At 53.9% G+C, this 24,333-nt stretch carries 17 protein-coding genes, 1 tRNA gene, 3 rRNA genes and 1 pseudogene; 16 read left to right on the top strand and 6 right to left on the bottom strand.

Annotated elements, in window-relative coordinates:
- Positions 1-74: 74 nt before the first annotated feature.
- The 7 genes from kup (at position 75) to rbsR (ending at position 8,012) form a co-directional block, all read left to right on the top strand.
- On the top strand, positions 75-1,943 hold the full coding sequence (gene kup / locus LRS40_RS07000) for a low affinity potassium transporter Kup (protein WP_142487631.1): 1,869 nt from the start codon (positions 75-77) through the stop codon (positions 1,941-1,943).
- A gap of 215 nt (positions 1,944-2,158) precedes the next feature.
- Entirely contained in the window at positions 2,159-2,578 is a 420-nt protein-coding gene (rbsD, locus tag LRS40_RS07005) for a D-ribose pyranase (RefSeq protein ID WP_142487630.1), read from the top strand.
- Between the two features lie 7 nt (positions 2,579-2,585).
- On the top strand, positions 2,586-4,091 hold the full coding sequence (gene rbsA / locus LRS40_RS07010; RefSeq protein ID WP_142487629.1) for a ribose ABC transporter ATP-binding protein RbsA: 1,506 nt from the start codon (positions 2,586-2,588) through the stop codon (positions 4,089-4,091).
- Between the two features lie 4 nt (positions 4,092-4,095).
- Positions 4,096-5,061 (top strand): ribose ABC transporter permease, encoded by a 966-nt coding sequence (gene rbsC / locus LRS40_RS07015; protein WP_106995525.1) that lies wholly within the window; start codon positions 4,096-4,098, stop codon positions 5,059-5,061.
- A gap of 27 nt (positions 5,062-5,088) precedes the next feature.
- Positions 5,089-5,979, top strand: coding sequence for a ribose ABC transporter substrate-binding protein RbsB (gene rbsB, locus LRS40_RS07020; RefSeq protein ID WP_231313392.1), 891 nt, complete (start codon positions 5,089-5,091; stop codon positions 5,977-5,979).
- A gap of 107 nt (positions 5,980-6,086) precedes the next feature.
- Positions 6,087-7,016 carry a ribokinase gene (rbsK, locus tag LRS40_RS07025; protein WP_142490037.1) on the top strand — a complete coding sequence of 310 codons (930 nt, stop codon included), beginning with the start codon at positions 6,087-6,089 and terminating at the stop codon, positions 7,014-7,016.
- Between the two features lie 3 nt (positions 7,017-7,019).
- The gene (rbsR, locus tag LRS40_RS07030; protein WP_142487628.1) at positions 7,020-8,012 is read left to right on the top strand and encodes a ribose operon transcriptional repressor RbsR; all 993 of its coding nucleotides are present in this window, start codon (positions 7,020-7,022) and stop codon (positions 8,010-8,012) included.
- Here rbsR and mdtD read toward each other — a convergent pair.
- The gene (mdtD, locus tag LRS40_RS07035; protein ID WP_231313393.1) at positions 7,978-9,405 is read right to left on the bottom strand and encodes a multidrug transporter subunit MdtD; all 1,428 of its coding nucleotides are present in this window, start codon (positions 9,403-9,405) and stop codon (positions 7,978-7,980) included. The two genes, rbsR and mdtD, sit on opposite strands and share 35 nt — an antisense overlap.
- A 21-nt stretch (positions 9,406-9,426) precedes the next feature.
- Positions 9,427-10,119, bottom strand: a complete 693-nt coding sequence (locus LRS40_RS07040) for a FadR/GntR family transcriptional regulator (RefSeq protein ID WP_231313394.1) — start codon at positions 10,117-10,119, stop codon at positions 9,427-9,429.
- A 458-nt stretch (positions 10,120-10,577) separates the two neighbouring features.
- Between LRS40_RS07040 and LRS40_RS07045 the strand changes: the two genes are divergently transcribed.
- From LRS40_RS07045 to rrf, 4 genes are all read left to right on the top strand, one after another.
- Positions 10,578-12,116: ribosomal RNA gene (locus tag LRS40_RS07045) — 16S ribosomal RNA — on the top strand.
- Positions 12,117-12,203: 87 nt separating this feature from the next.
- Positions 12,204-12,278: transfer RNA gene (locus LRS40_RS07050), tRNA-Glu, on the top strand.
- A gap of 219 nt (positions 12,279-12,497) precedes the next feature.
- Positions 12,498-15,410 (top strand): 23S ribosomal RNA (locus LRS40_RS07055).
- Between the two features lie 92 nt (positions 15,411-15,502).
- A 5S ribosomal RNA gene (gene rrf, locus LRS40_RS07060) occupies positions 15,503-15,618 on the top strand.
- Together the 16S, 23S and 5S rRNA genes with 1 tRNA gene alongside form the textbook arrangement of a ribosomal RNA operon.
- An 89-nt stretch (positions 15,619-15,707) precedes the next feature.
- Here rrf and mobB read toward each other — a convergent pair.
- Both mobB and mobA read right to left on the bottom strand, forming a co-directional pair.
- Positions 15,708-16,214, bottom strand: coding sequence for a molybdopterin-guanine dinucleotide biosynthesis protein MobB (gene mobB / locus LRS40_RS07065; protein WP_231313395.1), 507 nt, complete (start codon positions 16,212-16,214; stop codon positions 15,708-15,710).
- Complete coding sequence (mobA, locus tag LRS40_RS07070) at positions 16,211-16,795, bottom strand: molybdenum cofactor guanylyltransferase MobA (RefSeq protein WP_231313396.1); 585 nt, start codon at positions 16,793-16,795, stop codon at positions 16,211-16,213. The genes mobB and mobA overlap by 4 nt, the downstream gene beginning before the upstream one ends.
- 68 nt (positions 16,796-16,863) lie before the next feature.
- Between mobA and LRS40_RS07075 the strand changes: the two genes are divergently transcribed.
- From LRS40_RS07075 to dsbA, 3 genes are all read left to right on the top strand, one after another.
- Complete coding sequence (locus LRS40_RS07075; protein ID WP_142487623.1) at positions 16,864-17,133, top strand: YihD family protein; 270 nt, start codon at positions 16,864-16,866, stop codon at positions 17,131-17,133.
- Between the two features lie 75 nt (positions 17,134-17,208).
- Positions 17,209-18,195, top strand: a complete 987-nt coding sequence (locus LRS40_RS07080) for a serine/threonine protein kinase (protein WP_142487622.1) — start codon at positions 17,209-17,211, stop codon at positions 18,193-18,195.
- Positions 18,196-18,222: 27 nt separating this feature from the next.
- Positions 18,223-18,846 carry a thiol:disulfide interchange protein DsbA gene (dsbA, locus tag LRS40_RS07085; protein ID WP_231313398.1) on the top strand — a complete coding sequence of 208 codons (624 nt, stop codon included), beginning with the start codon at positions 18,223-18,225 and terminating at the stop codon, positions 18,844-18,846.
- A gap of 15 nt (positions 18,847-18,861) precedes the next feature.
- Here the strand turns inward: dsbA and LRS40_RS07090 are convergent, their stop codons facing one another.
- Positions 18,862-19,770 carry an acyltransferase gene (locus tag LRS40_RS07090; RefSeq protein ID WP_142487620.1) on the bottom strand — a complete coding sequence of 303 codons (909 nt, stop codon included), beginning with the start codon at positions 19,768-19,770 and terminating at the stop codon, positions 18,862-18,864.
- Between the two features lie 436 nt (positions 19,771-20,206).
- On the opposite strand from LRS40_RS07090, the gene polA reads away from it, so the two are divergent.
- Positions 20,207-22,999, top strand: a complete 2,793-nt coding sequence (gene polA, locus LRS40_RS07095) for a DNA polymerase I (protein ID WP_231313400.1) — start codon at positions 20,207-20,209, stop codon at positions 22,997-22,999.
- 312 nt (positions 23,000-23,311) lie between these two features.
- On the opposite strand, the gene yihA is transcribed toward polA, so the two are convergent.
- On the bottom strand, positions 23,312-23,938 hold the full coding sequence (gene yihA / locus LRS40_RS07100; RefSeq protein ID WP_142487618.1) for a ribosome biogenesis GTP-binding protein YihA/YsxC: 627 nt from the start codon (positions 23,936-23,938) through the stop codon (positions 23,312-23,314).
- A gap of 281 nt (positions 23,939-24,219) precedes the next feature.
- Between yihA and LRS40_RS24760 the strand changes: the two are divergent.
- Positions 24,220-24,327, top strand: a pseudogene (locus LRS40_RS24760) (hypothetical protein); the annotation flags it as partial.
- Positions 24,328-24,333 lie beyond the last annotated feature (6 nt).

Raw genomic sequence — 24,333 nt, forward strand, 5'->3', positions numbered from 1 at the left:
TCGTGCATACTGTGCGCTTTTTGTGGGCCAAGGGACTAAGCACACATTTGTTATATAAACGAAAAGACTAGTCTATGAGCACTGATAATAAGCAATCATTACCCGCAATCACGCTTGCGGCGATCGGGGTTGTCTACGGTGATATCGGCACCAGCCCGCTTTATACGCTTCGTGAATGTTTGTCCGGTCAGTTTGGTTTTGGCGTGGAACGCGACGCTGTTTTTGGTTTTTTGTCTCTCATCTTTTGGCTCCTTATCTTAGTCGTCTCCGTTAAATATCTCTCCTTCGTCATGCGTGCTGATAACGCCGGTGAAGGTGGGATCCTGACCTTGATGTCGCTGGCCGGGCGCAACACCTCGCCCAAAATGACCTCTTTCCTGGTCATTATCGGGTTGATTGGTGGCAGCTTCTTCTATGGCGAAGTGGTGATCACGCCGGCGATCTCCGTGCTGTCGGCAATCGAAGGGCTGGAGATTATCGCGCCGCAGCTTGATGAGTGGGTGGTTCCGCTGGCCATTATTGTGCTGACCCTGCTGTTTGTGATTCAGAAACACGGTACCGGGCTGGTGGGGAAACTCTTCGCGCCAATTATGCTCGCCTGGTTCCTGATCCTGGCGGTGCTGGGGTTACGCAGCATTATTGCTAACCCGGACGTGCTGCATGCGCTGAACCCGATGTGGGCAGTGCACTTCTTCCTCGAATACAAAACTGTATCGTTTATTGCGCTGGGTGCCGTGGTGCTGTCCATCACCGGGGTTGAGGCGCTGTATGCCGATATGGGGCATTTCGGCAAACTGCCTATTCGCGTGGCATGGTTTATTGTAGTGCTGCCATCGCTGGTGCTGAACTACTTCGGTCAGGGTGCGCTGCTGCTCAAACATCCGGAAGCGATTAAAAACCCGTTCTTCCTGCTGGCGCCGGACTGGGCGCTGGTGCCGATGCTGATCCTCGCGACGCTGGCGACGGTGATTGCCTCCCAGGCGGTGATTTCAGGCGTCTTCTCCCTGACGCGTCAGGCGGTACGTCTGGGTTATCTCTCCCCGATGCGCATCATTCATACGTCGGAGATGGAGTCGGGCCAGATCTACATCCCGTTCATTAACTGGCTGCTCTATTTCGCGGTGGTGATTGTTATCGTCAGCTTTGAACACTCCAGTAACCTGGCGGCCGCCTACGGTATAGCCGTTACCGGGACGATGGTGCTGACTTCAATCCTCTCCACTACGGTGGCCTACCGGAACTGGCACTGGAATAAATTCCTCGTGGGGATGATTCTGGTCGGCTTCCTCTGTATTGACGTGCCGCTGTTCTCAGCTAACCTCGACAAGATTGTCTCCGGCGGCTGGCTGCCGTTGACGCTGGGGATGGTGATGTTCCTGGTGATGACCACCTGGAAGAGCGAGCGTTTCCGCCTGCTGCGCCGGATGCACGAACACGGTAATTCTCTCGAGGCGATGATTGCCTCGCTGGAGAAATCTCCGCCGGTGCGCGTGCCTGGCACCGCGGTCTATATGTCGCGCGCGCTGAACGTGATCCCCTTTGCCCTGATGCACAACCTCAAGCACAATAAGGTGCTGCACGAGCGGGTGATCCTGCTGACCCTGCGAACGGAAGATGCGCCGTACGTGCATAACGTTCGCCGCGTGCAGATAGAGCAGCTGTCGCCCACCTTCTGGCGGGTGGTGGCCAGCTATGGCTGGCGCGAAACCCCGAACGTGGAAGAGGTGTTCCACCGCTGCGGTCTGGAAGGCTTAAGCTGCCGGATGATGGAAACCTCGTTCTTTATGTCGCACGAGTCGCTGATCATCGGTAAACGTCCGTGGTATCTGCGCCTGCGCGGCAAGCTCTATCTTATCCTCCAGCGTAACGCCCTGCGTGCGCCCGACCAGTTCGAGATCCCGCCTAACCGCGTGATCGAGTTAGGAACCCAGGTCGAGATTTAGTTAGTGCCCGGCGGCGCTTCGCTTGCGCGGGCCTACGGTTTAGTAGGCCGGGTAAGCGCAGCGCCACCCGGCAAATCCCCTCTTAAATCCCTCCCTCATTTCACTTAGCGAAACGTTTCGACGACGATCACAAATCTGCAACGCCATGGTGGTTTTCTGCGCATCGGTGAGATTAAACTGACGCCAGCGAAACGTTTCGCTAGTGGAGCAAGAATATGAAGAAAGGCACGGTACTCAACTCTGAAGTCTCATCGGTCATCTCCCGTCTTGGGCATACCGATACGCTGGTGGTGTGTGATGCGGGTTTACCCATTCCCCACAGCACAACGCGTATTGATCTGGCGTTAACCCAGGGCGTGCCCTCGTTTATGCAGGTGCTGGATGTGGTGACAACCGAGATGCAGGTTGAGGAAGCCATTCTCGCAACGGAAATCCAACAACATAATCCGCAGCTCCACGAAACGTTGCTTGGCCATATCAAGCAACTGCAACAACACCAGGGAAACACCATAAAAATAAGCTACATAACGCACGAGCAGTTCAAGAAAAATACCGCTGACAGCCAGGCGGTTATCCGCAGCGGGGAGTGTTCCCCATATGCGAATATCATTCTCTGTGCTGGCGTCACCTTCTGAGGCCATCATGGACGCACTCCTGCAACTGAAAGGGATCGATAAGTCGTTCCCGGGCGTTAAAGCCCTCTCTGGCGCCGCACTGAATGTCTACGCCGGCCGCGTGATGGCGCTGGTGGGTGAAAACGGCGCCGGCAAATCCACGATGATGAAGGTGCTGACCGGCATCTATCAACGCGACGCCGGTTCGCTACTGTGGTTGGGAAAAGAGACCACCTTCAACGGCCCGAAATCCTCCCAGGAAGCCGGGATTGGCATCATTCACCAGGAGCTGAATCTCATTCCGCAGCTGTCCATCGCGGAGAACATCTTCCTGGGTCGTGAGTTCGTTAACCGCTTTGGCAAAATCGACTGGAAACAGATGTATGCCGAAGCCGACAAGCTGCTGGCGAAGCTGAATCTGCGCTTTAAAAGCGATCGGCTGGTGGGCGAACTCTCCATTGGCGATCAGCAGATGGTGGAGATCGCCAAGGTACTGAGCTTCGAATCCCGGGTCATTGTGATGGATGAGCCGACCGACGCCCTCACCGATACCGAAACCGACTCCCTGTTCCGCGTGATCCGCGAGCTGAAAGCGCAGGGGCGCGGCATCGTCTACATCTCCCACCGTATGAAAGAGATTTTCGAGATCTGCGATGACGTGACCGTCTTCCGCGACGGGCAGTTTATTGCCGAGCGTGAAGTGGTGACCCTCACCGAAGACACGCTGATTGAGATGATGGTGGGCCGTAAGCTGGAAGACCAGTATCCGCGTATCGATAAGGCCCCGGGCGATATACGTCTGAAGGTCGATAATCTCTGCGGCCCTGGGGTGAATGATGTCAGCTTTATCCTGCGTCAGGGGGAGATCCTTGGCGTGGCCGGGCTGATGGGGGCCGGACGTACCGAGCTGATGAAAGTGCTGTATGGCGCCAGTCCACGCGCCAGCGGATACGTCACCCTTGATGGGCATGAAGTTATCACCCGTACACCGCAGGATGGCCTGGCGAACGGCATCGTCTACATCTCCGAAGACCGTAAGCGCGATGGCCTGGTGTTGGGCATGTCGGTGAAAGAGAACATGTCCCTGACCGCGCTGCGCTACTTCAGCCGCAGCGGCGGGGGTCTGAAGCATAAAGACGAACAGCAGGCCGTCAGTGATTTTATCCGCCTCTTCAACGTCAAAACCCCGTCGATGGAACAGGCTATCGGTCTGCTTTCGGGCGGTAATCAGCAGAAAGTGGCGATTGCCCGCGGCCTGATGACCCGTCCGAAAGTGCTGATCCTCGATGAGCCAACCCGCGGCGTGGACGTTGGCGCGAAGAAAGAGATTTATCAGCTTATCAACCAGTTTAAGGCTGACGGGCTGAGCATCATTCTGGTCTCTTCCGAGATGCCAGAGGTATTAGGCATGAGCGATCGCATTATCGTCATGCATGAAGGGCATCTTGGCGGTGAATTCAGTCGCGAGCAGGCCACCCAGGAAATTCTGATGGCTGCCGCTGTGGGCAAGCTTAATCGCGTGGATCAGGAGTAAGAAGATGACTACCCAGGCTGTTTCTGGACGCCGTTATTTCACTAAGGCATGGCTGCTGGAACAAAAATCGCTGATTGCCCTGCTGGTGCTGATCGCGATTGTCTCCACCATGAGCCCGAACTTTTTTACCGTTAATAACCTGTTCAACATTCTTCAGCAGACTTCCGTCAACGCCATTATGGCGGTAGGGATGACGCTGGTGATTTTGACGTCGGGTATCGACCTGTCCGTCGGTTCCCTGCTGGCGCTCACCGGCGCGGTTGCCGCTTCAATTGTAGGGATTGAAGTCAACGCGCTGGTGGCCGTAGCAGCGGCGCTGGCGCTGGGTGCCGCAATTGGTGCTGTCACCGGAATGATTGTGGCGAAAGGCCGCGTGCAGGCGTTTATTGCCACCCTGGTGATGATGCTGCTGCTGCGCGGTGTGACCATGGTCTACACCAACGGCAGCCCGGTTAACACCGGCTTCACCGACAATGCCGATCTGTTTGGCTGGTTCGGTATCGGCCGCCCGCTGGGTATCCCGACGCCGGTCTGGATCATGGGTCTGGTGTTCCTGGCGGCGTGGTACATGCTGCATCACACCCGTCTCGGTCGCTATATCTATGCTCTGGGCGGTAACGAAGCGGCAACGCGTCTGTCCGGTATCAGCGTCAATAAAGTCAAAATTATCGTCTACTCCCTGTGCGGCCTGCTGGCCTCGCTGGCGGGCATTATCGAGGTGGCGCGTCTCTCCTCTGCCCAGCCAACGGCGGGTACCGGTTATGAGCTGGACGCCATCGCTGCGGTGGTGCTCGGCGGTACCAGCCTGGCGGGGGGTAAAGGTCGTATCGTGGGGACGCTGATCGGTGCGCTGATCCTTGGCTTCCTGAACAATGGTTTGAATTTGTTAGGTGTTTCTTCCTATTACCAGATGATCGTCAAAGCGGTAGTGATTTTGCTGGCGGTACTGGTAGACAACAAAAAACAGTAACTGACGACACTACAGGACATCTTTGATATGAACATGAAAAAACTGGCTACCCTGGTTTCTGCTGTCGCGCTGAGCGCAACCGTGAGTGCAAACGCCATGGCGAAGGACACCATCGCGCTGGTGGTTTCTACCCTGAACAACCCGTTCTTCGTCTCCCTGAAGGATGGCGCACAGAAAGAAGCCGACAAACTGGGCTACAACCTGGTGATCCTGGACTCCCAGAACAACCCGGCGAAAGAGCTGGCTAACGTGCAGGACTTAACCGTTCGTGGCACCAAAATTCTGCTGATCAACCCGACCGATTCCGATGCGGTAGGTAACGCCGTGAAGATGGCAAACCAGGCTAACATCCCGGTGATCACCCTGGACCGTCAGGCGTCTAAAGGCGAAGTGGTCAGCCACATTGCCTCTGATAACGTGCTGGGCGGCAAAATCGCCGGTGACTATATCGCTAAGAAAGCGGGCGAAGGCGCCAAAGTTATCGAACTGCAGGGCATCGCCGGGACTTCCGCAGCGCGTGAGCGTGGCGAAGGCTTCCAGCAGGCCGTTGCGGCCCACAAATTCAACGTGCTGGCCAGCCAGCTGGCAGATTTCGACCGTACTAAGGGTCTGAACGTGATGCAAAACCTGCTGACCGCTCACCCGGACGTTAAAGCGGTATTCGCACAGAACGACGAAATGGCGCTGGGCGCGCTGCGTGCCCTGCAGACCGCCGGTAAATCTGATGTGATGGTGGTTGGATTTGACGGCACGCCTGATGGTGAAAAAGCGGTAAACGATGGCAAACTGGCTGCGACCATTGCTCAGCTTCCGGAGCAGATCGGCGCGACTGGCGTGCAGACTGCTGACAAAGTGCTGAAGGGCGAGAAAGTTCAGGCCAAATACCCTGTTGACCTGAAACTGGTCATCAAGCAGTAATATGCGATTCAGGCAGCTCCCGGCTGCCTGAGGGACAATATATAAAGAAAAGCGTGGCATACGCCACCGGGTAACTCCGGTGGCGCTCTCTGATGGACACTTCAATGATGAAAACCGCAGGTAAGCTCGTCGTCCTTGGCAGTATTAATGCCGATCACATTCTTAACCTTGAGGCTTTCCCGACGCCGGGCGAGACCGTAACGGGTCATCGCTATCAGGTCGCCTTTGGCGGCAAGGGCGCAAACCAGGCGGTCGCAGCCGGACGCAGCGGTGCCAACATCGCCTTTATCGCCTGTACCGGCGATGACGATACCGGTGAGCGCGTGCGTAAACAGCTGGCAAGCGACAACATCGATATTGCACCGGTCAGTGTGGTGGAAGGCGAATCAACCGGCGTGGCGCTGATTTTCGTCAACGCGGAAGGTGAGAATGTCATCGGTATTCATGCGGGTGCCAATGCGGCGCTAACGCCGGAACGCGTGGTGGCGCAACAGGCGCGTATCGCCGATGCCGACGCCCTGCTGATGCAGCTGGAATCGCCGGTAGAAAGCGTGCTGGCGGCGGCAAAAATTGCCCATGAAAATCATACCACTGTCGTACTTAATCCCGCGCCTGCCCGTGTATTATCAGACGAGCTGCTGGCGCTGGTGGATATCATCACCCCTAACGAAACCGAAGCCGAAAAGCTGACGGGCATTCGCGTTGAAAACGATGACGATGCGGCGCGCGCGGCGAAAGCCCTGCACCAGAAAGGCATCGGTACGGTCATCATTACCCTTGGCAGCCGTGGCGTATGGGCCAGCGTTGAGGGAGAAGGTCGTCGCATTCCCGGCTTTAAGGTGAAAGCTGTCGATACCATCGCGGCGGGCGATACCTTTAATGGTGCGCTGGTCACGGCGCTGCTGGAAGGTGAGCCGCTGGACACCGCGATCCGTTTTGCCCATGCGGCGGCGGCCATTGCGGTAACGCGCCCTGGCGCACAGCCTTCTGTACCATGGCGCAATGAGATCGATGAATTTTTCAGTCAGCAGAGGTAGCGTTTGGCCACAATGAAAGATGTCGCCCGCATGGCGGGCGTCTCTACTTCGACGGTCTCCCATGTCATTAATAACGATCGCTTCGTCAGCGAGGCGATCCGGGAGAAGGTTGAAGCCGCAGTTAAATCCCTCAATTATGCACCTTCCGCCCTGGCGCGCAGTCTGAAGCTCAACCAGACCCGCACCATTGGCATGCTCATCACCGCCAGTACCAACCCCTTTTACTCTGAGCTGGTGCGCGGCGTGGAGCGCAGCTGTTTTGAGCGCGGCTACAGCCTGGTGCTCTGCAATACCGAAGGCGACGAGCAGCGCATGAACCGTAACCTGGAGACGCTGATGCAAAAGCGCGTCGACGGGTTATTACTCCTGTGTACCGAAACGCATCAACCCTCACCCGAGATTATGCAGCGTTACCCTTCCGTTCCCACGGTGATGATGGACTGGGCACCGTTCGACGGTACCAGCGACCTGATTCAGGATAACTCGCTGCTGGGCGGGGACATGGCGACACAGCATCTGATTGATAAGGGCCATACCCGCATCGCCTGTATTACCGGTCCGCTGGATAAAACCCCTGCCCGCCTGCGGCTGGAGGGCTTTCTGGTCGCGATGGCGCGCGCCGGTCTGCCTGTGCCTGACGGCTATCAAATTACCGGTGACTTTGAATTCAGCGGCGGGTTTGAGGCGATGCAGTCGTTACTGGCGCAGAAAGATCGCCCGCAGGCGGTCTTTATCGGTAACGATGCGATGGCGGTGGGAGCTTATCAGGCGCTCTATCAGGCGGGACTCCGTGTCCCGGATGATATCGCCGTGGTGGGGTATGACGATATCGAACTGGCGCAGTATATGACGCCGCCGCTCACCACCATTCATCAGCCAAAGGATGAACTGGGCGAGCTGGCGATTGACGTGTTAATCCATCGAATCGCCCAGCCCGGGCTGCAACAACAGCGGCTGCAGCTTACTCCTGTTCTGATGGAACGCGGGTCGGTTTAGGTTTGTGCCGTTCTTTGATAAGGTTACGACCATCTTTCGGTTTTAACAGCATAAAGACCAGGGCAGAAACCACCGTTAGCACGCCCATGGTGATAAAGGTGGAGTGGAACTGTTCGACAGTGTTGTTACTGTCGAACCCTTCGTAAAAACGCAATACCGCCGCACTGACCGCAACCCCCAGACTGATCGACAGCTGCTGCGTGACTGCCAGCATGCTGTTACCGCCGCTGGCGTTCTCGTCGCTGAGGTCGGCAAGGGTAATGGTGTTCATTGAGGTGAACTGGATGGACATTGCCATCCCCAGTACAAACAGCGGCAGGATCAGCATCCACACCGGCAGCGCTGCCGACTGGAGTGAAAATTGCGCAATCATCACGCCGATAAACACCGTCACCCCGACCAGCGTCCGGCGGTATCCCAGCCGGCGTAACAGCTGGGTCACGCCGGATTTAGCCAGGATCGACCCCACCGCCGTGGGCGCCATCATGCAGCCCGCAATCAGCGCCGGATAACCGAACCCGACCTGCAACATCAGCGGCATCAGGAAAGGAACACAGCCGGTACCCAGGCGTGAAGCGATATTTCCGGCAATGCCTACCGAGAAGGTGTGCGTGTTAAACAGCGAGAGTGAAATCAGCGGCGTAGGATGGCGGCGCGCATGACGTATATAAAGAAGAAAAAGAACAATACCGCTGAAGATGATGGAGACGGCCAGCCAGGTCGCCACCACTTTCTCACCGAACAGCTCCATGCCGCTGGAAAACAGCACCAGGCTCAGTCCAAACAGGAAGAACCCGCCCATATCGAATTTGCGCCGCGGGGTGGTGAAGTTCGGCATAAATTTGCGGGCATAGAAAATACCGGCGATCCCAATAGGAATATTAATGAGGAATATCCAGTGCCAGCTGGCCCAGGTAACCAGCACGCCCCCCAGCACCGGACCGAGGATCGGCCCGACCAGACCGGGCATGGTGACGAAGTTAAGCACCGGCAACAGTTCGCTGCGCGGATAGGCCCGTAACAGCGCCAGGCGCGCAACCGGCATCATCATCGCACCGCCAACCCCCTGAATTACCCGGAACACAACCAGTTCACCCAGCGAACTGGAGAGTGCGCAGGCCAGTGAGCCCAGCGTAAACAAGGTGACCGCCAACATAAAAACACGCCGCGTGCCAAAGCGATCGGCCAGCCAGCCGCTTACCGGGATCAGCATCGCAACGGTCAGGGTATAGCTGATGATGGCCGACTGCATTGCCAGCGGAGAACGGTTAAGGCTTTCGGCAATCGCCGGGAGAGCGGTATTGAGGATGGTGGCGTCCAGCGCCTGCATAAAGAAAGCCATTGCCGCGATCCATGGCAAACCCGCCATGCTGCGTGCTTTTTTTACTGTCATTCGATTTCCTGTTGTTTGTTGCTACCGTGTCGGTGTGGCAAGCAGTGTCTGGCTGGCCGTCATGGCGCGTAGCCCGTCGCTATCCTGAATGGCATCAACGATAGCCTGGTGTAAATCCAGCTTCACCACCTCGTCCTGAGTAATAGACGTAAAGTAGGTGTGATAGACAGAGTGAAAGAGCGAGGCAAAAGAGGTCAGAAACGGATTACCGCTCATCTCATAGATATGCTCGTGCCAGGCCATATCCACTTCTATCCAGCGTTCCCGGTTAAAGTGCTTCTTCAGATGCACCATCTCATCCATCAGGGTATTTAGCCGCGCTTTCTGTTCTGCCGTACCGATCGTGGCGGCCAGCAGGCAGGCCTGCGGCTCCAGGCTGCTGCGCATGACCAGGAAATGGTCGATGACCTGATGGAAGTTGTCTTCCGTCATCCACCAGGAGAGTAACTCCTGATCGAGGAAGTTCCAGTTGCCCTGAGGCATAACGCGCGTACCGATGCGCGGACGGGGAAGTACCATCCCTTTCGCGGTTAAGGTTTTTACAGCTTCACGCACGGCGGTTCGGCTCACGCCAAACTGCTCACCCAGTTCCAGTTCGCCCGGCAGGATACTGCCTGGCAGATATTCACCCGCCAGGATCCGCTGTGCCAGCTTTTCTGCCAGCACATAGGAGAGGTTTTTTTGTGCCGCCAGCTGTTGCGCGCTCAAAGGCATAACGCATATTCCTTGATTCTTAATGCTAGTAAGTATGCCATCTGCAGGATAGTTGTGGTTGGTAAAACGACAATTAGCGCAATTTCTGGCTAAAAGATGGGTCTTTTGGTGAAAAAAAGCACGGTTGATTAGTTTTTTTAAATTTACTCTTGTCACCGCCGAAGAACTCCCTATAATGCGCCTCCACTGACACAGAACAACGGCAAACAAGCCGCCGGGTCAGCAGGGAAAAGCGTGAAATTATCGCTTGACTCTGAAAGAGGAAAGCGTAATATACGCCACCTCGCAACGGTGAGCGAAAGCCGCGTTGCACTGCTCTTTAACAATTTATCAGACAATCTGTGTGGGCACTCAAAGTGACATGGATTCTTAATGTCTTCGGACAATAAATGAATACCAAAGTCTCTGAGTGAACATACGTAATTCATTACGAAGTTTAATTCACGAGCATCAAACTTAAATTGAAGAGTTTGATCATGGCTCAGATTGAACGCTGGCGGCAGGCCTAACACATGCAAGTCGAGCGGTAGCACAGGGAGCTTGCTCTTGGGTGACGAGCGGCGGACGGGTGAGTAATGTCTGGGAAACTGCCTGATGGAGGGGGATAACTACTGGAAACGGTAGCTAATACCGCATAATGTCGCAAGACCAAAGAGGGGGACCTTCGGGCCTCTTGCCATCAGATGTGCCCAGATGGGATTAGCTAGTAGGTGGGGTAACGGCTCACCTAGGCGACGATCCCTAGCTGGTCTGAGAGGATGACCAGCCACACTGGAACTGAGACACGGTCCAGACTCCTACGGGAGGCAGCAGTGGGGAATATTGCACAATGGGCGCAAGCCTGATGCAGCCATGCCGCGTGTATGAAGAAGGCCTTCGGGTTGTAAAGTACTTTCAGCGAGGAGGAAGGTGTTGCGGTTAATAACCGCAGCAATTGACGTTACTCGCAGAAGAAGCACCGGCTAACTCCGTGCCAGCAGCCGCGGTAATACGGAGGGTGCAAGCGTTAATCGGAATTACTGGGCGTAAAGCGCACGCAGGCGGTCTGTCAAGTCGGATGTGAAATCCCCGGGCTCAACCTGGGAACTGCATTCGAAACTGGCAGGCTAGAGTCTTGTAGAGGGGGGTAGAATTCCAGGTGTAGCGGTGAAATGCGTAGAGATCTGGAGGAATACCGGTGGCGAAGGCGGCCCCTGGACAAAGACTGACGCTCAGGTGCGAAAGCGTGGGGAGCAAACAGGATTAGATACCCTGGTAGTCCACGCCGTAAACGATGTCGACTTGGAGGTTGTTCCCTTGAGGAGTGGCTTCCGGAGCTAACGCGTTAAGTCGACCGCCTGGGGAGTACGGCCGCAAGGTTAAAACTCAAATGAATTGACGGGGGCCCGCACAAGCGGTGGAGCATGTGGTTTAATTCGATGCAACGCGAAGAACCTTACCTACTCTTGACATCCAGAGAACTTAGCAGAGATGCTTTGGTGCCTTCGGGAACTCTGAGACAGGTGCTGCATGGCTGTCGTCAGCTCGTGTTGTGAAATGTTGGGTTAAGTCCCGCAACGAGCGCAACCCTTATCCTTTGTTGCCAGCGGTTAGGCCGGGAACTCAAAGGAGACTGCCAGTGATAAACTGGAGGAAGGTGGGGATGACGTCAAGTCATCATGGCCCTTACGAGTAGGGCTACACACGTGCTACAATGGCGCATACAAAGAGAAGCGACCTCGCGAGAGCAAGCGGACCTCATAAAGTGCGTCGTAGTCCGGATTGAGTCTGCAACTCGACTCCATGAAGTCGGAATCGCTAGTAATCGTAGATCAGAATGCTACGGTGAATACGTTCCCGGGCCTTGTACACACCGCCCGTCACACCATGGGAGTGGGTTGCAAAAAGAAGTAGGTAGCTTAACCTTCGGGAGGGCGCTTACCACTTTGTGATTCATGACTGGGGTGAAGTCGTAACAAGGTAACCGTAGGGGAACCTGCGGTTGGATCACCTCCTTACCTTAAAGAACCTGCCTTTGCAGTGTCCACACAGATTGTCTGATGAAAAGTAACGAGCAAGACGGCTGCGAAGTCGCGACACATCGTGTCCCCTTCGTCTAGCGGTTAGGACTCCGCCCTTTCACGGCGGCAACAGGGGTTCGAATCCCCTAGGGGACGCCACTTGCTGGGTGTGAGTGAAAGGCACAACCAATCAGTATCTCAAAACTGACTGTTAAGTCATGTTTGAGATATTTGCTCTTTAAAAATCTGGATCAAGCTGAAAATTGAAACGACACGCCGTGTCTGTTCTCCGTAATAAGAGCAGATGAGCGGTGTGTCAGAGTCTCTCAAATTTTCGCAAGTCGATGATGAATCGAAAGAAACATCTTCGGGTTGTGAGGTTAAGCGACCAAGCGTACACGGTGGATGCCTAGGCAGTCAGAGGCGATGAAGGACGTGCTAATCTGCGATAAGCGTCGGTAAGGTGATATGAACCGTTATAACCGACGATTTCCGAATGGGGAAACCCAGTGTGACTCGTCACACTATCGTTAAGTGAATACATAGCTTAACGAAGCGAACCAGGGGAACTGAAACATCTAAGTACCCTGAGGAAAAGAAATCAACCGAGATTCCCCCAGTAGCGGCGAGCGAACGGGGAGCAGCCCGGAGTCTGAATCAGCATGTGTGTCAGTGGAAGCGTCTGGAAAGTCGCAGGGTACAGGGTGATACTCCCGTACACGAAGATACACTTGCTGTGAACTCGAAGAGTAGGGCGGGACACGTGGTATCCTGTCTGAATATGGGGGGACCATCCTCCAAGGCTAAATACTCCTGACTGACCGATAGTGAACCAGTACCGTGAGGGAAAGGCGAAAAGAACCCCGGCGAGGGGAGTGAAAAAGAACCTGAAACCGTGTACGTACAAGCAGTGGGAGCACCCTTGTGGTGTGACTGCGTACCTTTTGTATAATGGGTCAGCGACTTATATTCTGTAGCAAGGTTAACCGTATAGGGGAGCCGAAGGGAAACCGAGTCTTAACTGGGCGTTAAGTTGCAGGGTATAGACCCGAAACCCGGTGATCTCAGCCATGGGCAGGTTGAAGGTTGGGTAACACTAACTGGAGGACCGAACCGACTAATGTTGAAAAAAATTAGCGGATGACCTGTGGCTGGGGGTGAAAGGCCAATCAAACCGGGAGATAGCTGGTTCTCCCCGAAAGCTATTTAGGTAGCGCCTCGTGAATTCATCTCCGGGGGTAGAGCACTGTTTCGGCTAGGGGGCCATCCCGGCTTACCAACCCGATGCAAACTGCGAATACCGGAGAATGTTATCACGGGAGACACACGGCGGGTGCTAACGTCCGTCGTGAAGAGGGAAACAACCCAGACCGCCAGCTAAGGTCCCAAAGTCATGGTTAAGTGGGAAACGATGTGGGAAGGCACAGACAGCCAGGATGTTGGCTTAGAAGCAGCCATCATTTAAAGAAAGCGTAATAGCTCACTGGTCGAGTCGGCCTGCGCGGAAGATGTAACGGGGCTAAACCATGCACCGAAGCTGCGGCAGCGACACTATGTGTTGTTGGGTAGGGGAGCGTTCTGTAAGCCGTCGAAGGTGTGCTGTGAGGCATGCTGGAGGTATCAGAAGTGCGAATGCTGACATAAGTAACGATAAAGCGGGTGAAAAACCCGCTCGCCGGAAGACCAAGGGTTCCTGTCCAACGTTAATCGGGGCAGGGTGAGTCGACCCCTAAGGCGAGGCCGAAAGGCGTAGTCGATGGGAAACAGGTTAATATTCCTGTACTCGGTGTTACTGCGAAGGGGGGACGGAGAAGGCTATGTTGGCCGGGCGACGGTTGTCCCGGTTTAAGCATGTAGGCGGAGGTTCCAGGTAAATCCGGAACCTTGTTAACGCTGAGGTGTGATGACGAGGCACTACGGTGCTGAAGCAACAAATGCCCTGCTTCCAGGAAAAAGCCTCTAAGCATCAGGTAACATCAAATCGTACCCCAAACCGACACAGGTGGTCAGGTAGAGAATACCAAGGCGCTTGAGAGAACTCGGGTGAAGGAACTAGGCAAAATGGTGCCGTAACTTCGGGAGAAGGCACGCTGATGTGTAGGTGAAGCCCCTGCGGGTGGAGCTGAAATCAGTCGAAGATACCAGCTGGCTGCAACTGTTTATTAAAAACACACAGCACTGTGCAAACACGAAAGTGGACGTATACGGTGTGACGCCTGCCCGGTGCCGGAAGGTTAATTGATGGGGTTAGCGGCAACGCGAAGCTCTTGATCGAAGCCCCGGTAAACGGCGGCCGTAACTATAACGGTCCTAAGGTAGCGAAATTCCTTGTCGGGTAAGTTCCGACCTGCACGAATGGCGTAATGATGGCCGGGCTGTCTCCACCCGAGACTCAGTGAAATTGAAATCGCTGTGAAGATGCAGTGTACCCGCGGCAAGACGGAAAGACCCCGTGAACCTTTACTATAGCTTGACACTGAACACTGGTCCTTGATGTGTAGGATAGGTGGGAGGCTTTGAAGCGTGGACGCCAGTCTGCGTGGAGCCATCCTTGAAATACCACCCTTTAATGGCTGGTGTTCTAACGTAGACCCGTAATCCGGGTTGCGGACAGTGTCTGGTGGGTAGTTTGACTGGGGCGGTCTCCTCCTAAAGAGTAACGGAGGAGCACGAAGGTTAGCTAATCCTGGTCGGACATCAGGAGGTTAGTGCAATGGCATAAGCTAGCTTGACTGCGAGAGTGACGGCTCGAGCAGGTGCGAAAGCAGGTCATAGTGATCCGGTGGTTCTGTATGGAAGGGCCATCGCTCAACGGATAAAAAGGTACTCCGGGGATAACAGGCTGATACCGCCCAAGAGTTCATATCGACGGCGGTGTTTGGCACCTCGATGTCGGCTCATCACATCCTGGGGCTGAAGTAGGTCCCAAGGGTACGGCTGTTCGCCGTTTAAAGTGGTACGCGAGCTGGGTTTAGAACGTCGTGAGACAGTTCGGTCCCCTATCTCGCCGTGGGCGCTGGAGAATTGAGGGGGCTGCTCCTAGTACGAGAGGACCGGAGTGGACGCATCACTGGTGTTCAGCTGTCATGCCAATGGCACTGCCCGGTAGCTAAATGCGGAAGAGATAAGTGCTGAAAGCATCTAAGCACGAAACTTGCCCCGAGATGAGTTCTCCCTGAGCCTTTAAGGCTCCTGAAGGAACGTTGAAGACGACGACGTTGATAGGTCGGGTGTGTAAGCGCAGCGATGCGTTGAGCTAACCGATACTAATGAACCGTGAGGCTTAACCTTACAACGCCGAAGCTGTTTCGGCGGATTTGAGAGATTTTCAGCTGATACAGATTAGTCACTGCGCCTGCGGGCGGGGTGAACAACAGAATTTGCCTGGCGGCTGTAGCGCGGTGGTCCCACCTGACCCCATGCCGAACTCAGAAGTGAAACGCCGTAGCGCCGATGGTAGTGTGGGGTCTCCCCATGCGAGAGTAGGGAACTGCCAGGCATCAAATCACGCGAAAGCCCATCCTCACGGATGGGCTTTTTGCGTTGCGCCGGGAAAACCCCCCGGGCGGCGGCTGCGCCTTACCCGGCCTACAACACCTTCATCCAGTGCAGGATGAAATCAACCATCCCCTCCGCATCATTGATATCTAATACCGGTACCTGAAGCGACAGTGGAACGTCACTCCCCACCGCGATAACGTGATCATCAAGCGTCAACTCATTAATATCATGCCCGGTATCGCTTCTGAAAAGCAGGATCTTTGCCACCGCCTCATGCTTAAAACCTTCCACCAGTACCAGATCCAGCTTCGAATGATCCATCCGACTGATGAGATAAGCCAGATCGATCTCCTCTTCGGCGGGTGTTTCCGTCATTAAGGCCCATCGCTGACTGCTGGCGACGAGGGTTTGTGCCGCACCGGCCTTACGCAGTTCGTAGCTATCCTTCCCGGGAGTATCGACATCCATGTTGTGGTGGGTATGTTTGATAAGCCCCGGACGAATACCTCTGGCATAGAGTGCCGGAATGATGGCTTTTAACAGGGTGGTTTTCCCCGTACCGCTCCAGGCGGCAATCGCTAAAACGGGTATCATTTGTGCCTCTGAATAGTTTGTATCTCTTCGAGTGTATTCATATTAATAAATGCCTGTTTCATATCGCTAAATTCAACGGAATGCCCACCTGCCTGGCGCATAAAGACCATCACACGACGCTCGCCAGCGGCTAAATAGCTCTCTAATACCGGCATCAGCTGGCGATGCATTAACGCAATGGTTGGATGATCGCGATCGCCGTCATGCGCCCAGACTACAGATGCCGTTTCCCTGTATTTAACCAGCCGCTCAGCCAGGCAATCCGGGATAAAGGGTGTATCGCAAGGGCAAAACAGGAACCATTCCGCATCGCTCTGCTGCATAACCGAAAGCATGCCCGCCAGTGGTCCGGGGTAATCAGCCAGCAGATCCGCGTAAACGGGATACCCACTTTCCTGATAAGTGGCGATATTGCGGTTGGCACTCACTACGAGCGTACTGACCTGCTTATGCAGCGTTCGCGCAACATGTTGCCATAACGGCAGGCCGTTCAGCTCCTGCAAGCCCTTATCTTTTCCTCCCATACGGGACGCCTTGCCTCCGGCTAATACCACCCCGGTGATGCTGCTTATCTGGCTCAACAATATCGCCTCTTTTCTTGTGGGATTGACCCTGCTAACGTGTCACTCTAAATGAAAGGAGCATTACCATGAAATGTAAACGTCTGAACGAAGTTATTGAACTCCTCCAGCCAGCCTGGCAGAAAGAGCCAGAACTTAACCTGGTGCAATTTTTACAGAAACTGGCGCAGGAGTCAGGTTATGACGGTGAACTGGCCGACCTTTCTGATGACATCCTGATCTATCACCTGAAAATGCGTGATTCCGGAAAAGATGCGGTTATCCCGGGGATCCAGAAAGATTACGAAGAAGATTTCAAAACCGCACTGCTGCGCGCGCGTGGCGTAATTAAAGAGTAAAAGCTTGTAAGAGGCACCACCGTAAACGCCGTTAAATGATATCCTCAATCATTCGTATAATTTCCGGATGATCGGATGAACGACCAGGCTTTTACTTTCCAGACCTTACACCCGGATACCATTATGGATGCGCTGTTTGAACAGGGCATCCGGGTGGACTCAGGCCTGACTCCATTAAACAGCTATGAGAACCGCGTCTACCAGTTTCAGGACGAGGATCGCCGGCGCTTTGTGGTGAAATTTTACCGCCCGCAGCGCTGGTCAGCTGAACAAATTCAGGAAGAGCATCAGTTCGCTCTCGACCTGGTGGCCGATGATGTTCCCGTCGCCGCTCCTCTTAAATTCAATAATCAGACGCTGCTGACACACCTGGGTTTTTATTTTGCTGTCTTCCCCAGCCTCGGTGGCCGGCAATTTGAAGCCGATAATATCGATCAGATGGAGTGGGTTGCCCGCTATTTAGGGCGCATTCATCAAACAGGGCAGAAAAGCGCATTTACCGCGCGCCCTGGCATCGGCATTCAGGAATATTTGCTCGAACCGCGACAGGTATTTGAAACGTCCACGCTCATCCCTTCCGGGCTGAAGGCACAATTCCTTGCCGCAACGGATGGCTTAATTAACGCCGTCATACCGCGCTGGGATAACAACGTACAAACGCTGCGTTTGCATGGTGATTGCCATGCCGGAAATATTCTCTGGCGTGATGGGCCATTATTTGTCGATCTCGATGATGCGCGAATGGGACCAGCCATTCAGGATCTCTGGATGCTGCTGAATGGCGATAAAGCCGAACAGCGGATGCAGCTGGAGACGATTATCGAGGCCTATGAAGAGTTCAGTTCTTTTGATTCAGACGAAATTGCATTAATCGAACCTTTACGCGCCATGCGTTTTGTTTATTATCTTGCATGGTTAATCAGGCGTTGGGACGACCCCGCTTTTCCCAGAAACTTCCCGTGGCTTACCGGGGAAGATTACTGGCGTAACCAGATATCCACATTTATTGAACAGGTAAAGGTTCTGCAGGAACCCCCTTTGCAATTAACGCCAATGTATTAATCGAACACACCCAGGAGAGAGTTGATCATGAAAAAAATATGGCTGGCACTGGCAGGTATGATTCTGGCTTATAGCGCATCGGCTGCACAGTTCACCGATGGCAAGCAGTATATTACCCTCGACAAACCGGTTGCCGGAGAACCTCAGGTCCTTGAGTTCTTCTCATTTTACTGCCCGCACTGCTATGAGTTCGAGCAGGTTCTGCACGTTTCCGATAGCGTGAAGAAAAAGCTGCCGGAAGGCACCAAAATGACCAAGTATCACGTTGAGTTCCTTGGCCCGTTGGGCAAAGACCTGACTCAGGCATGGGCCGTTGCGATGGCGCTTGGTGTGGAAGACAAAATTACTGCGCCGATGTTTGAAGCGGTTCAGAAAACCCAGACCGTTCAGACCACTGCCGATATCCGTAAAGTATTTGTTGATGCCGGCGTTAAAGGCGAAGAATACGATGCAGCCTGGAATAGCTTTGTCGTGAAATCCCTGGTGGCTCAGCAGGAAAAAGCTGCTGCCGATCTGGAACTGCGCGGCGTGCCAGCCATGTATGTTAACGGCAAATATCAGCTGAATATGCAGGGTATGGATACCAGCAGCATGGACATCTTTGTCCAGCAATATGCCGATACAGTGAAGTATCTGGTTGAGAAGAAGTAATAAAGAAAACGCCGGTCAATGACCGGCGTTTTTGTATTCCGCTTTAATCGTGTTTATCAGCGCGTCTTTCTCACTCCAGAGCGTATTCAGCCAGAGCTGGAAACGTCGTTTAAAGTTCTTATCACTGACATAGTCCCCGTGTAATTCCTCCGCCACAGGCACCAGATTAATACGCACCACGATCCGGGTTAACTTGCCGCTGAGCATATCGTAAAACGGCGTCTTATCGTTTTCGGGATAGCAGAGCGTCACGTCCAGTAATTTATCGAACTGTTGACCCAGCACGTTAAGCGCCATGGCGATCCCGGCCGCTTTAGGTGGCAGCAGGTTGGCATAGGGAGAACGGGTTTGCTGCTGCTTCACTTCGGTAAAGCGAGAGCCTTCGACAAAGTTGACGATCGTGGTAGGGTGCGCGCGAAACTTCTCGCACGAGCGGCGGGTCGTTTCAACATCTTTACCACGGCGCTCAGGATGACGAATCAGATAGCTACGCGAATAGCGTTTCATGAAAGGCATATCCAGCGCCCAACAGGCCAGGCCAATAAAGGGCACCCAGGCAAGCTGCTGCTTAAGAAAATATTTATTCATCGGGATATGTTTGCGAAACAGCACGCACAACACCACGATATCGGCCCAGCTATGGTGGTTGCAGATCAGCAAATACCAGTTTTTCTTGTTAAGCCCTTCCAGACCCTGAACATCCCATTTCAGATGCGGGTTAAGACGCAGTAGTACCGCCAGGCCTTCGCACCAGCAGTACATCATAAAGTTGCAGAAGGCAGAGACAGCACGCCAGACGACGGGGATCGGCAATAGCAGTTTAATTATTCCGGCGATGATGATCGGCACAGAACAGGCGATGGTGACCAGAATAGTTAATGCGATACTTAACAGGAGTATGATCGCAGCCAGCAGTCTAGACATGATGAATGTTTTCAGGTAGTTAGCTATAATTAGCGCCTGATAAACAGACACCGGGCGCTGATTTTACCAGAAAACGTTCTAAGGATGGCGCTTTTACCTGGCGGGAATTCTGAATTGCATACCCGGTGGAGAAAAATCCTGTGGCGCGGATCCAGTGTGGCTTATATCCACATGGAGTAAATTGTCATCAATCAGCAATATGAGATCGCGATCAAATTATAACTTATTGATTATTAAAATTTAATATTATTTCAACGATCGTCAGATAGCACATTTAGTCCAGGCCGCAGAAACTACTCACAAACTTATCCACAGATTTTATTTGCGAGCGATCCTCAGGATCGCAAAATCTTTGGCTGTATTGGCCGCGAAAAACTGATGTTTTCATCCTTCTGTGGCATCCTTTATCCATAAATTACTCAAAGGCACGGACATTATGGTTCAGATCCCCGAAAATCCGCTTATTCTCGTCGACGGTTCGTCTTACCTCTATCGGGCGTATCATGCGTTTCCTCCGCTGACCAACAGCGCGGGAGAGCCTACGGGCGCAATGTATGGCGTGCTGAACATGCTGCGTAGCTTGATCCTGCAGTATCAGCCGAGCCATGCCGCCGTAGTCTTCGATGCGAAAGGCAAAACTTTCCGGGATGAGCTGTTTGAACATTACAAATCCCATCGCCCGCCGATGCCGGACGATCTGCGCGCGCAGATTGAACCCCTGCATAAGATGGTGAAAGCGATGGGGCTGCCTTTAATGGCCGTCTCTGGCGTGGAAGCGGACGATGTGATAGGTACGCTGGCGCGGGAAGCCGAAAAGCTGGGTCGCCCTGTGTTGATCAGTACCGGTGATAAAGATATGGCGCAGCTGGTTACGCCGGGGATCACCCTGATTAACACCATGACCAATACTATCCTCGGCCCGGAAGAGGTGGTGACAAAGTATGGCGTGCCGCCGGAGCTTATCATCGACTTCCTCGCCCTGATGGGCGACTCCTCCGATAACATCCCGGGCGTGCCGGGCGTAGGCGAGAAGACGGCCCAGGCTCTGCTGCAGGGGTTGGGTGGGCTGGATACGCTGTATAGCGAGCAGGATAAAATTGCCGGGTTAACCTTCCGCGGTGCCAAAACCATGGCCGCTAAGCTTGAGCAAAACAAAGAGGTGGCGTACCTCTCCTATCAGCTGGCGACCATTAAAACCGACGTTGAACTGGATCTGACCTGCGAGCAGTTGGAAGTGCAGCAGCCTGCTGCCGAAGAGCTGTTGGGCCTGTTTAAGCAGTATGAATTCAAACGCTGGATAACCGATCTTGAAGCGGGGAAATGGCTGCAGGCGAAAGGGGCTAAACCGGCGGCTAAGCCGAAAGAGACGCGGGTGATCGATGCAGAAGAGGAGCCGGAAGAAGAAGCCAGCGTCCTCTCTTCTGAACATTACGAAACCATCCTTGATGAAGCACAGCTGCAGGTCTGGATTGAAAAATTAAAGCAGGCGCCGGTGTTCGCTTTTGATACCGAAACCGACAGTCTCGATAATGTCTCCGCCAATATGGTGGGTCTCTCCTTCGCCACTGAGCCTGGCGTTGCCGCCTATGTGCCGGTCGCACACGACTATCTGGATGCGCCTGAACAGATCGCCCGCGAGCGCGTACTCGAGCTCCTCAAGCCGATCCTTGAAGACGACAAAGCACTCAAGGTGGGGCAAAACCTGAAGTTCGATCGCGGCATCCTGCAGAACTACGGCATTGAGCTGCGGGGCATTGCCTTCGATACCATGCTGGAGTCCTATATCCTCGACAGCGTGGCCGGTCGTCATGATATGGATTCACTCTCCGATCGCTGGCTGAAGCACAAAACCGTCACCTTTGAAGAGATTGCGGGTAAGGGCAAGAATCAGCTGACGTTTAACCAGATTGCTCTTGAAGAGGCGGGACACTATGCGGCTGAAGATGCCGACGTCACGCTGCAACTGCATTTAAAGATGTGGCCAAAGCTGCAAAAACACGCCGGGCCGCTGAACGTGTTCCAGAATATCGAGATGCCGCTGGTGCCGGTTCTGTCCCGGATTGAGCGCAACGGCGTCAGGATCGACCCGGCTGTGCTGCATAAACACTCGGAAGAGATCGCGTTGCGCCTGAACGAACTCGAGCAAAAAGCGCATGAGATCGCCGGCGAGCCGTTTAATCTCTCATCCACCAAGCAGCTGCAGACCATCCTGTTTGAAAAGCAGGGCATTAAGCCGCTGAAGAAGACGCCGGGCGGGGCGCCGTCCACCTCCGAAGAGGTGCTGGAGGAGCTGGCCCTGGACTATCCTTTGCCAAAAGTGATCCTGCAATACCGCGGGCTGGCCAAGCTGAAATCGACCTACACCGATAAGCTGCCGTTGATGATCAACCCGAAAACGGGTCGCGTGCATACCTCCTATCATCAGGCAGTGGCGGCTACCGGGCGACTGTCCTCAACCGATCCTAACCTGCAAAACATTCCGGTGCGTAATGAAGAGGGGCGTCGTATTCGTCAGGCGTTTATTGCGCCGCAGGACTACGTCATTGTCTCTGCTGACTACTCACAGATTGAACTGCGTATTATGGCGCACCTGTCCCGGGATAAGGGACTGTTGACCGCCTTTGCGGAAGGACAGGATATCCACCGGGCCACGGCTGCCGAAGTGTTTGGCATGTCACTTGAGAGTGTCACCGGGGAACAGCGCCGGAGCGCAAAAGCGATCAACTTTGGTCTGATCTACGGTATGAGCGCATTTGGTCTCTCCCGTCAGCTCAACATTCCGCGTAAAGAGTCGCAGAAGTATATGGATCTCTATTTCGAACGCTATCCGGGCGTGCTGCAGTACATGGAGACCACCCGCGCCCAGGCGAAAGAAAAAGGCTATGTCGAAACGCTGGAAGGACGCCGCCTCTATCTGCCGGATATCAAATCCAGCAATGCCGCCCGCCGTGCCGGTGCCGAGCGTGCAGCAATCAACGCCCCGATGCAGGGGACGGCGGCAGATATCATTAAGCGTGCAATGATCGCCGTTGATGCCTGGCTGGAGAAGGAGCAGCCGCGGGTTCGTATGATCATGCAGGTACACGATGAACTGGTGTTCGAAGTGCACAAAGACGATCTGGAAGCCGTCTCGAAAAAGATCCATGAACTGATGGAGAATACCGTGAAGCTGGATGTACCGTTGCTGGTGGAAGTGGATAGCGGAGAAAACTGGGATCAGGCTCACTAACTCTTTATGTGATATGACCTGTTTTTGTAAGTAAGCAACATATCCATGAACGTTTTGTGATGATCATTAGAATTCCCTATGTAAAGAATGAAAAAAAACTACAAAAAGTGCTTTGTCTATAGTCTAAAACAGAGTAGAGTTATTCACGTAGGGTACAGAGGTAAGATGTTCTATCTTTCAGACCTTTTACTTCACGTAATCGGATTTGGCTGAATATTTTAGCCGCCCCAGTCAGTAATGACTGGGGCGTTTTTTATTGCGGCAAAGTAAAATTCAGCGCAAAAAAAAGCGCGGACATCGCCGCGCTTATTATCACTCTTCCGCTTCTGTTGCGGGTTCCAGCTCGCTGTACCAGTGATCCAGCTTCTCACGCAGTTTATCCACACCGAGTTTCTTCAGCGAAGAGAAGGCTTCAACCTGGATGTCGCCGTTGAATGCCAGAACCGCTTCACGCACCATATTCACCTGCGCTTTACGCGCGCCGCTGGCCAGCTTGTCGGCTTTGGTCAGCAGTACCAGCACCTGGATCCCGCTTTCGACGGCCCAGTGGATCATCTGCTGATCAAGATCTTTAAGCGGATGGCGAATATCCATCAGCACGACCAGACCTTTCAGGCACAGGCGTTTTTCCAGATATTCACCCAGGGCGCGCTGCCACTTGATTTTCATCTCTTCCGGAACTTCGGCGTAGCCATAGCCTGGCAGGTCAACCAGGCGCTTGCCTGGCGCAACTTCGAACAGGTTAATCAGCTGGGTACGGCCAGGCGTTTTAGAGATACGGGCCAGGCTTTTCTGATTGGTCAGGGTATTCAGAGCGCTGGATTTCCCCGCGTTGGACCGGCCAGCAAATGCCACTTCAAGACCCGTATCAGCGGGTAAATGGCGAATATCAGGCGCACTAAGGACAAAATGCGTCTGGTGATAATTCAGGTTGGTCACGTGGTTGTCTCCAGAAATTCGTAACGTTGGGGGGATTATACCTGAACAGAGAGAAAAGGCTTTTCCCATCGGCAATGCGGCTGTAAGTAAAAACCATGAACTTTGTAAGAGATCTGCCCTTTTTACTATGGGAGATTTAAGAAAAATCGCAGGGCGTTAAAAAATCAAAACCATTAAAATCAGCCTATTAACGCTTAGTCTTAATCTTAAAGTCGCGTGTAAGTCGCGTGAGTGGGTTGTAGGTTTTGCCTGACAGCGTAAAGTAACGTTCAACGGCGAGGATGCCGAGAGGAACCGGACTTAAGGATAAGGGTCAGGAGCGCCAGGAGGCGAAGACACAGGATTGTCAGGAAGACGCACGCCTCGGAGGCGTTGAAAAGGGAAAAGGACCTATC

The organism is Leclercia sp. G3L, from assembly GCF_021117075.1.
Classification (GTDB): Bacteria; Pseudomonadota; Gammaproteobacteria; order Enterobacterales; family Enterobacteriaceae; genus Enterobacter; species Enterobacter adecarboxylatus_C.

Bases quoted from the DNA above. Each gene is read 5' to 3' on its own strand.
- kup (WP_142487631.1), top strand. From the start codon at position 75: ATGAGCACTGATAATAAGCAATCATTACCCGCAATCACGCTTGCGGCG.
- rbsD (WP_142487630.1), top strand. From the start codon at position 2,159: ATGAAGAAAGGCACGGTACTCAACTCTGAAGTCTCATCGGTCATCTCC.
- rbsA (WP_142487629.1), top strand. From the start codon at position 2,586: ATGGACGCACTCCTGCAACTGAAAGGGATCGATAAGTCGTTCCCGGGC.
- rbsC (WP_106995525.1), top strand. From the start codon at position 4,096: ATGACTACCCAGGCTGTTTCTGGACGCCGTTATTTCACTAAGGCATGG.
- rbsB (WP_231313392.1), top strand. From the start codon at position 5,089: ATGAACATGAAAAAACTGGCTACCCTGGTTTCTGCTGTCGCGCTGAGC.
- rbsK (WP_142490037.1), top strand. From the start codon at position 6,087: ATGAAAACCGCAGGTAAGCTCGTCGTCCTTGGCAGTATTAATGCCGAT.
- mdtD (WP_231313393.1), bottom strand. From the start codon at position 9,405: ATGACAGTAAAAAAAGCACGCAGCATGGCGGGTTTGCCATGGATCGCG.
- LRS40_RS07040 (WP_231313394.1), bottom strand. From the start codon at position 10,119: ATGCCTTTGAGCGCGCAACAGCTGGCGGCACAAAAAAACCTCTCCTAT.
- mobB (WP_231313395.1), bottom strand. From the start codon at position 16,214: ATGATACCCGTTTTAGCGATTGCCGCCTGGAGCGGTACGGGGAAAACC.
- LRS40_RS07075 (WP_142487623.1), top strand. From the start codon at position 16,864: ATGAAATGTAAACGTCTGAACGAAGTTATTGAACTCCTCCAGCCAGCC.
- LRS40_RS07080 (WP_142487622.1), top strand. From the start codon at position 17,209: ATGAACGACCAGGCTTTTACTTTCCAGACCTTACACCCGGATACCATT.
- dsbA (WP_231313398.1), top strand. From the start codon at position 18,223: ATGAAAAAAATATGGCTGGCACTGGCAGGTATGATTCTGGCTTATAGC.
- LRS40_RS07090 (WP_142487620.1), bottom strand. From the start codon at position 19,770: ATGTCTAGACTGCTGGCTGCGATCATACTCCTGTTAAGTATCGCATTA.
- polA (WP_231313400.1), top strand. From the start codon at position 20,207: ATGGTTCAGATCCCCGAAAATCCGCTTATTCTCGTCGACGGTTCGTCT.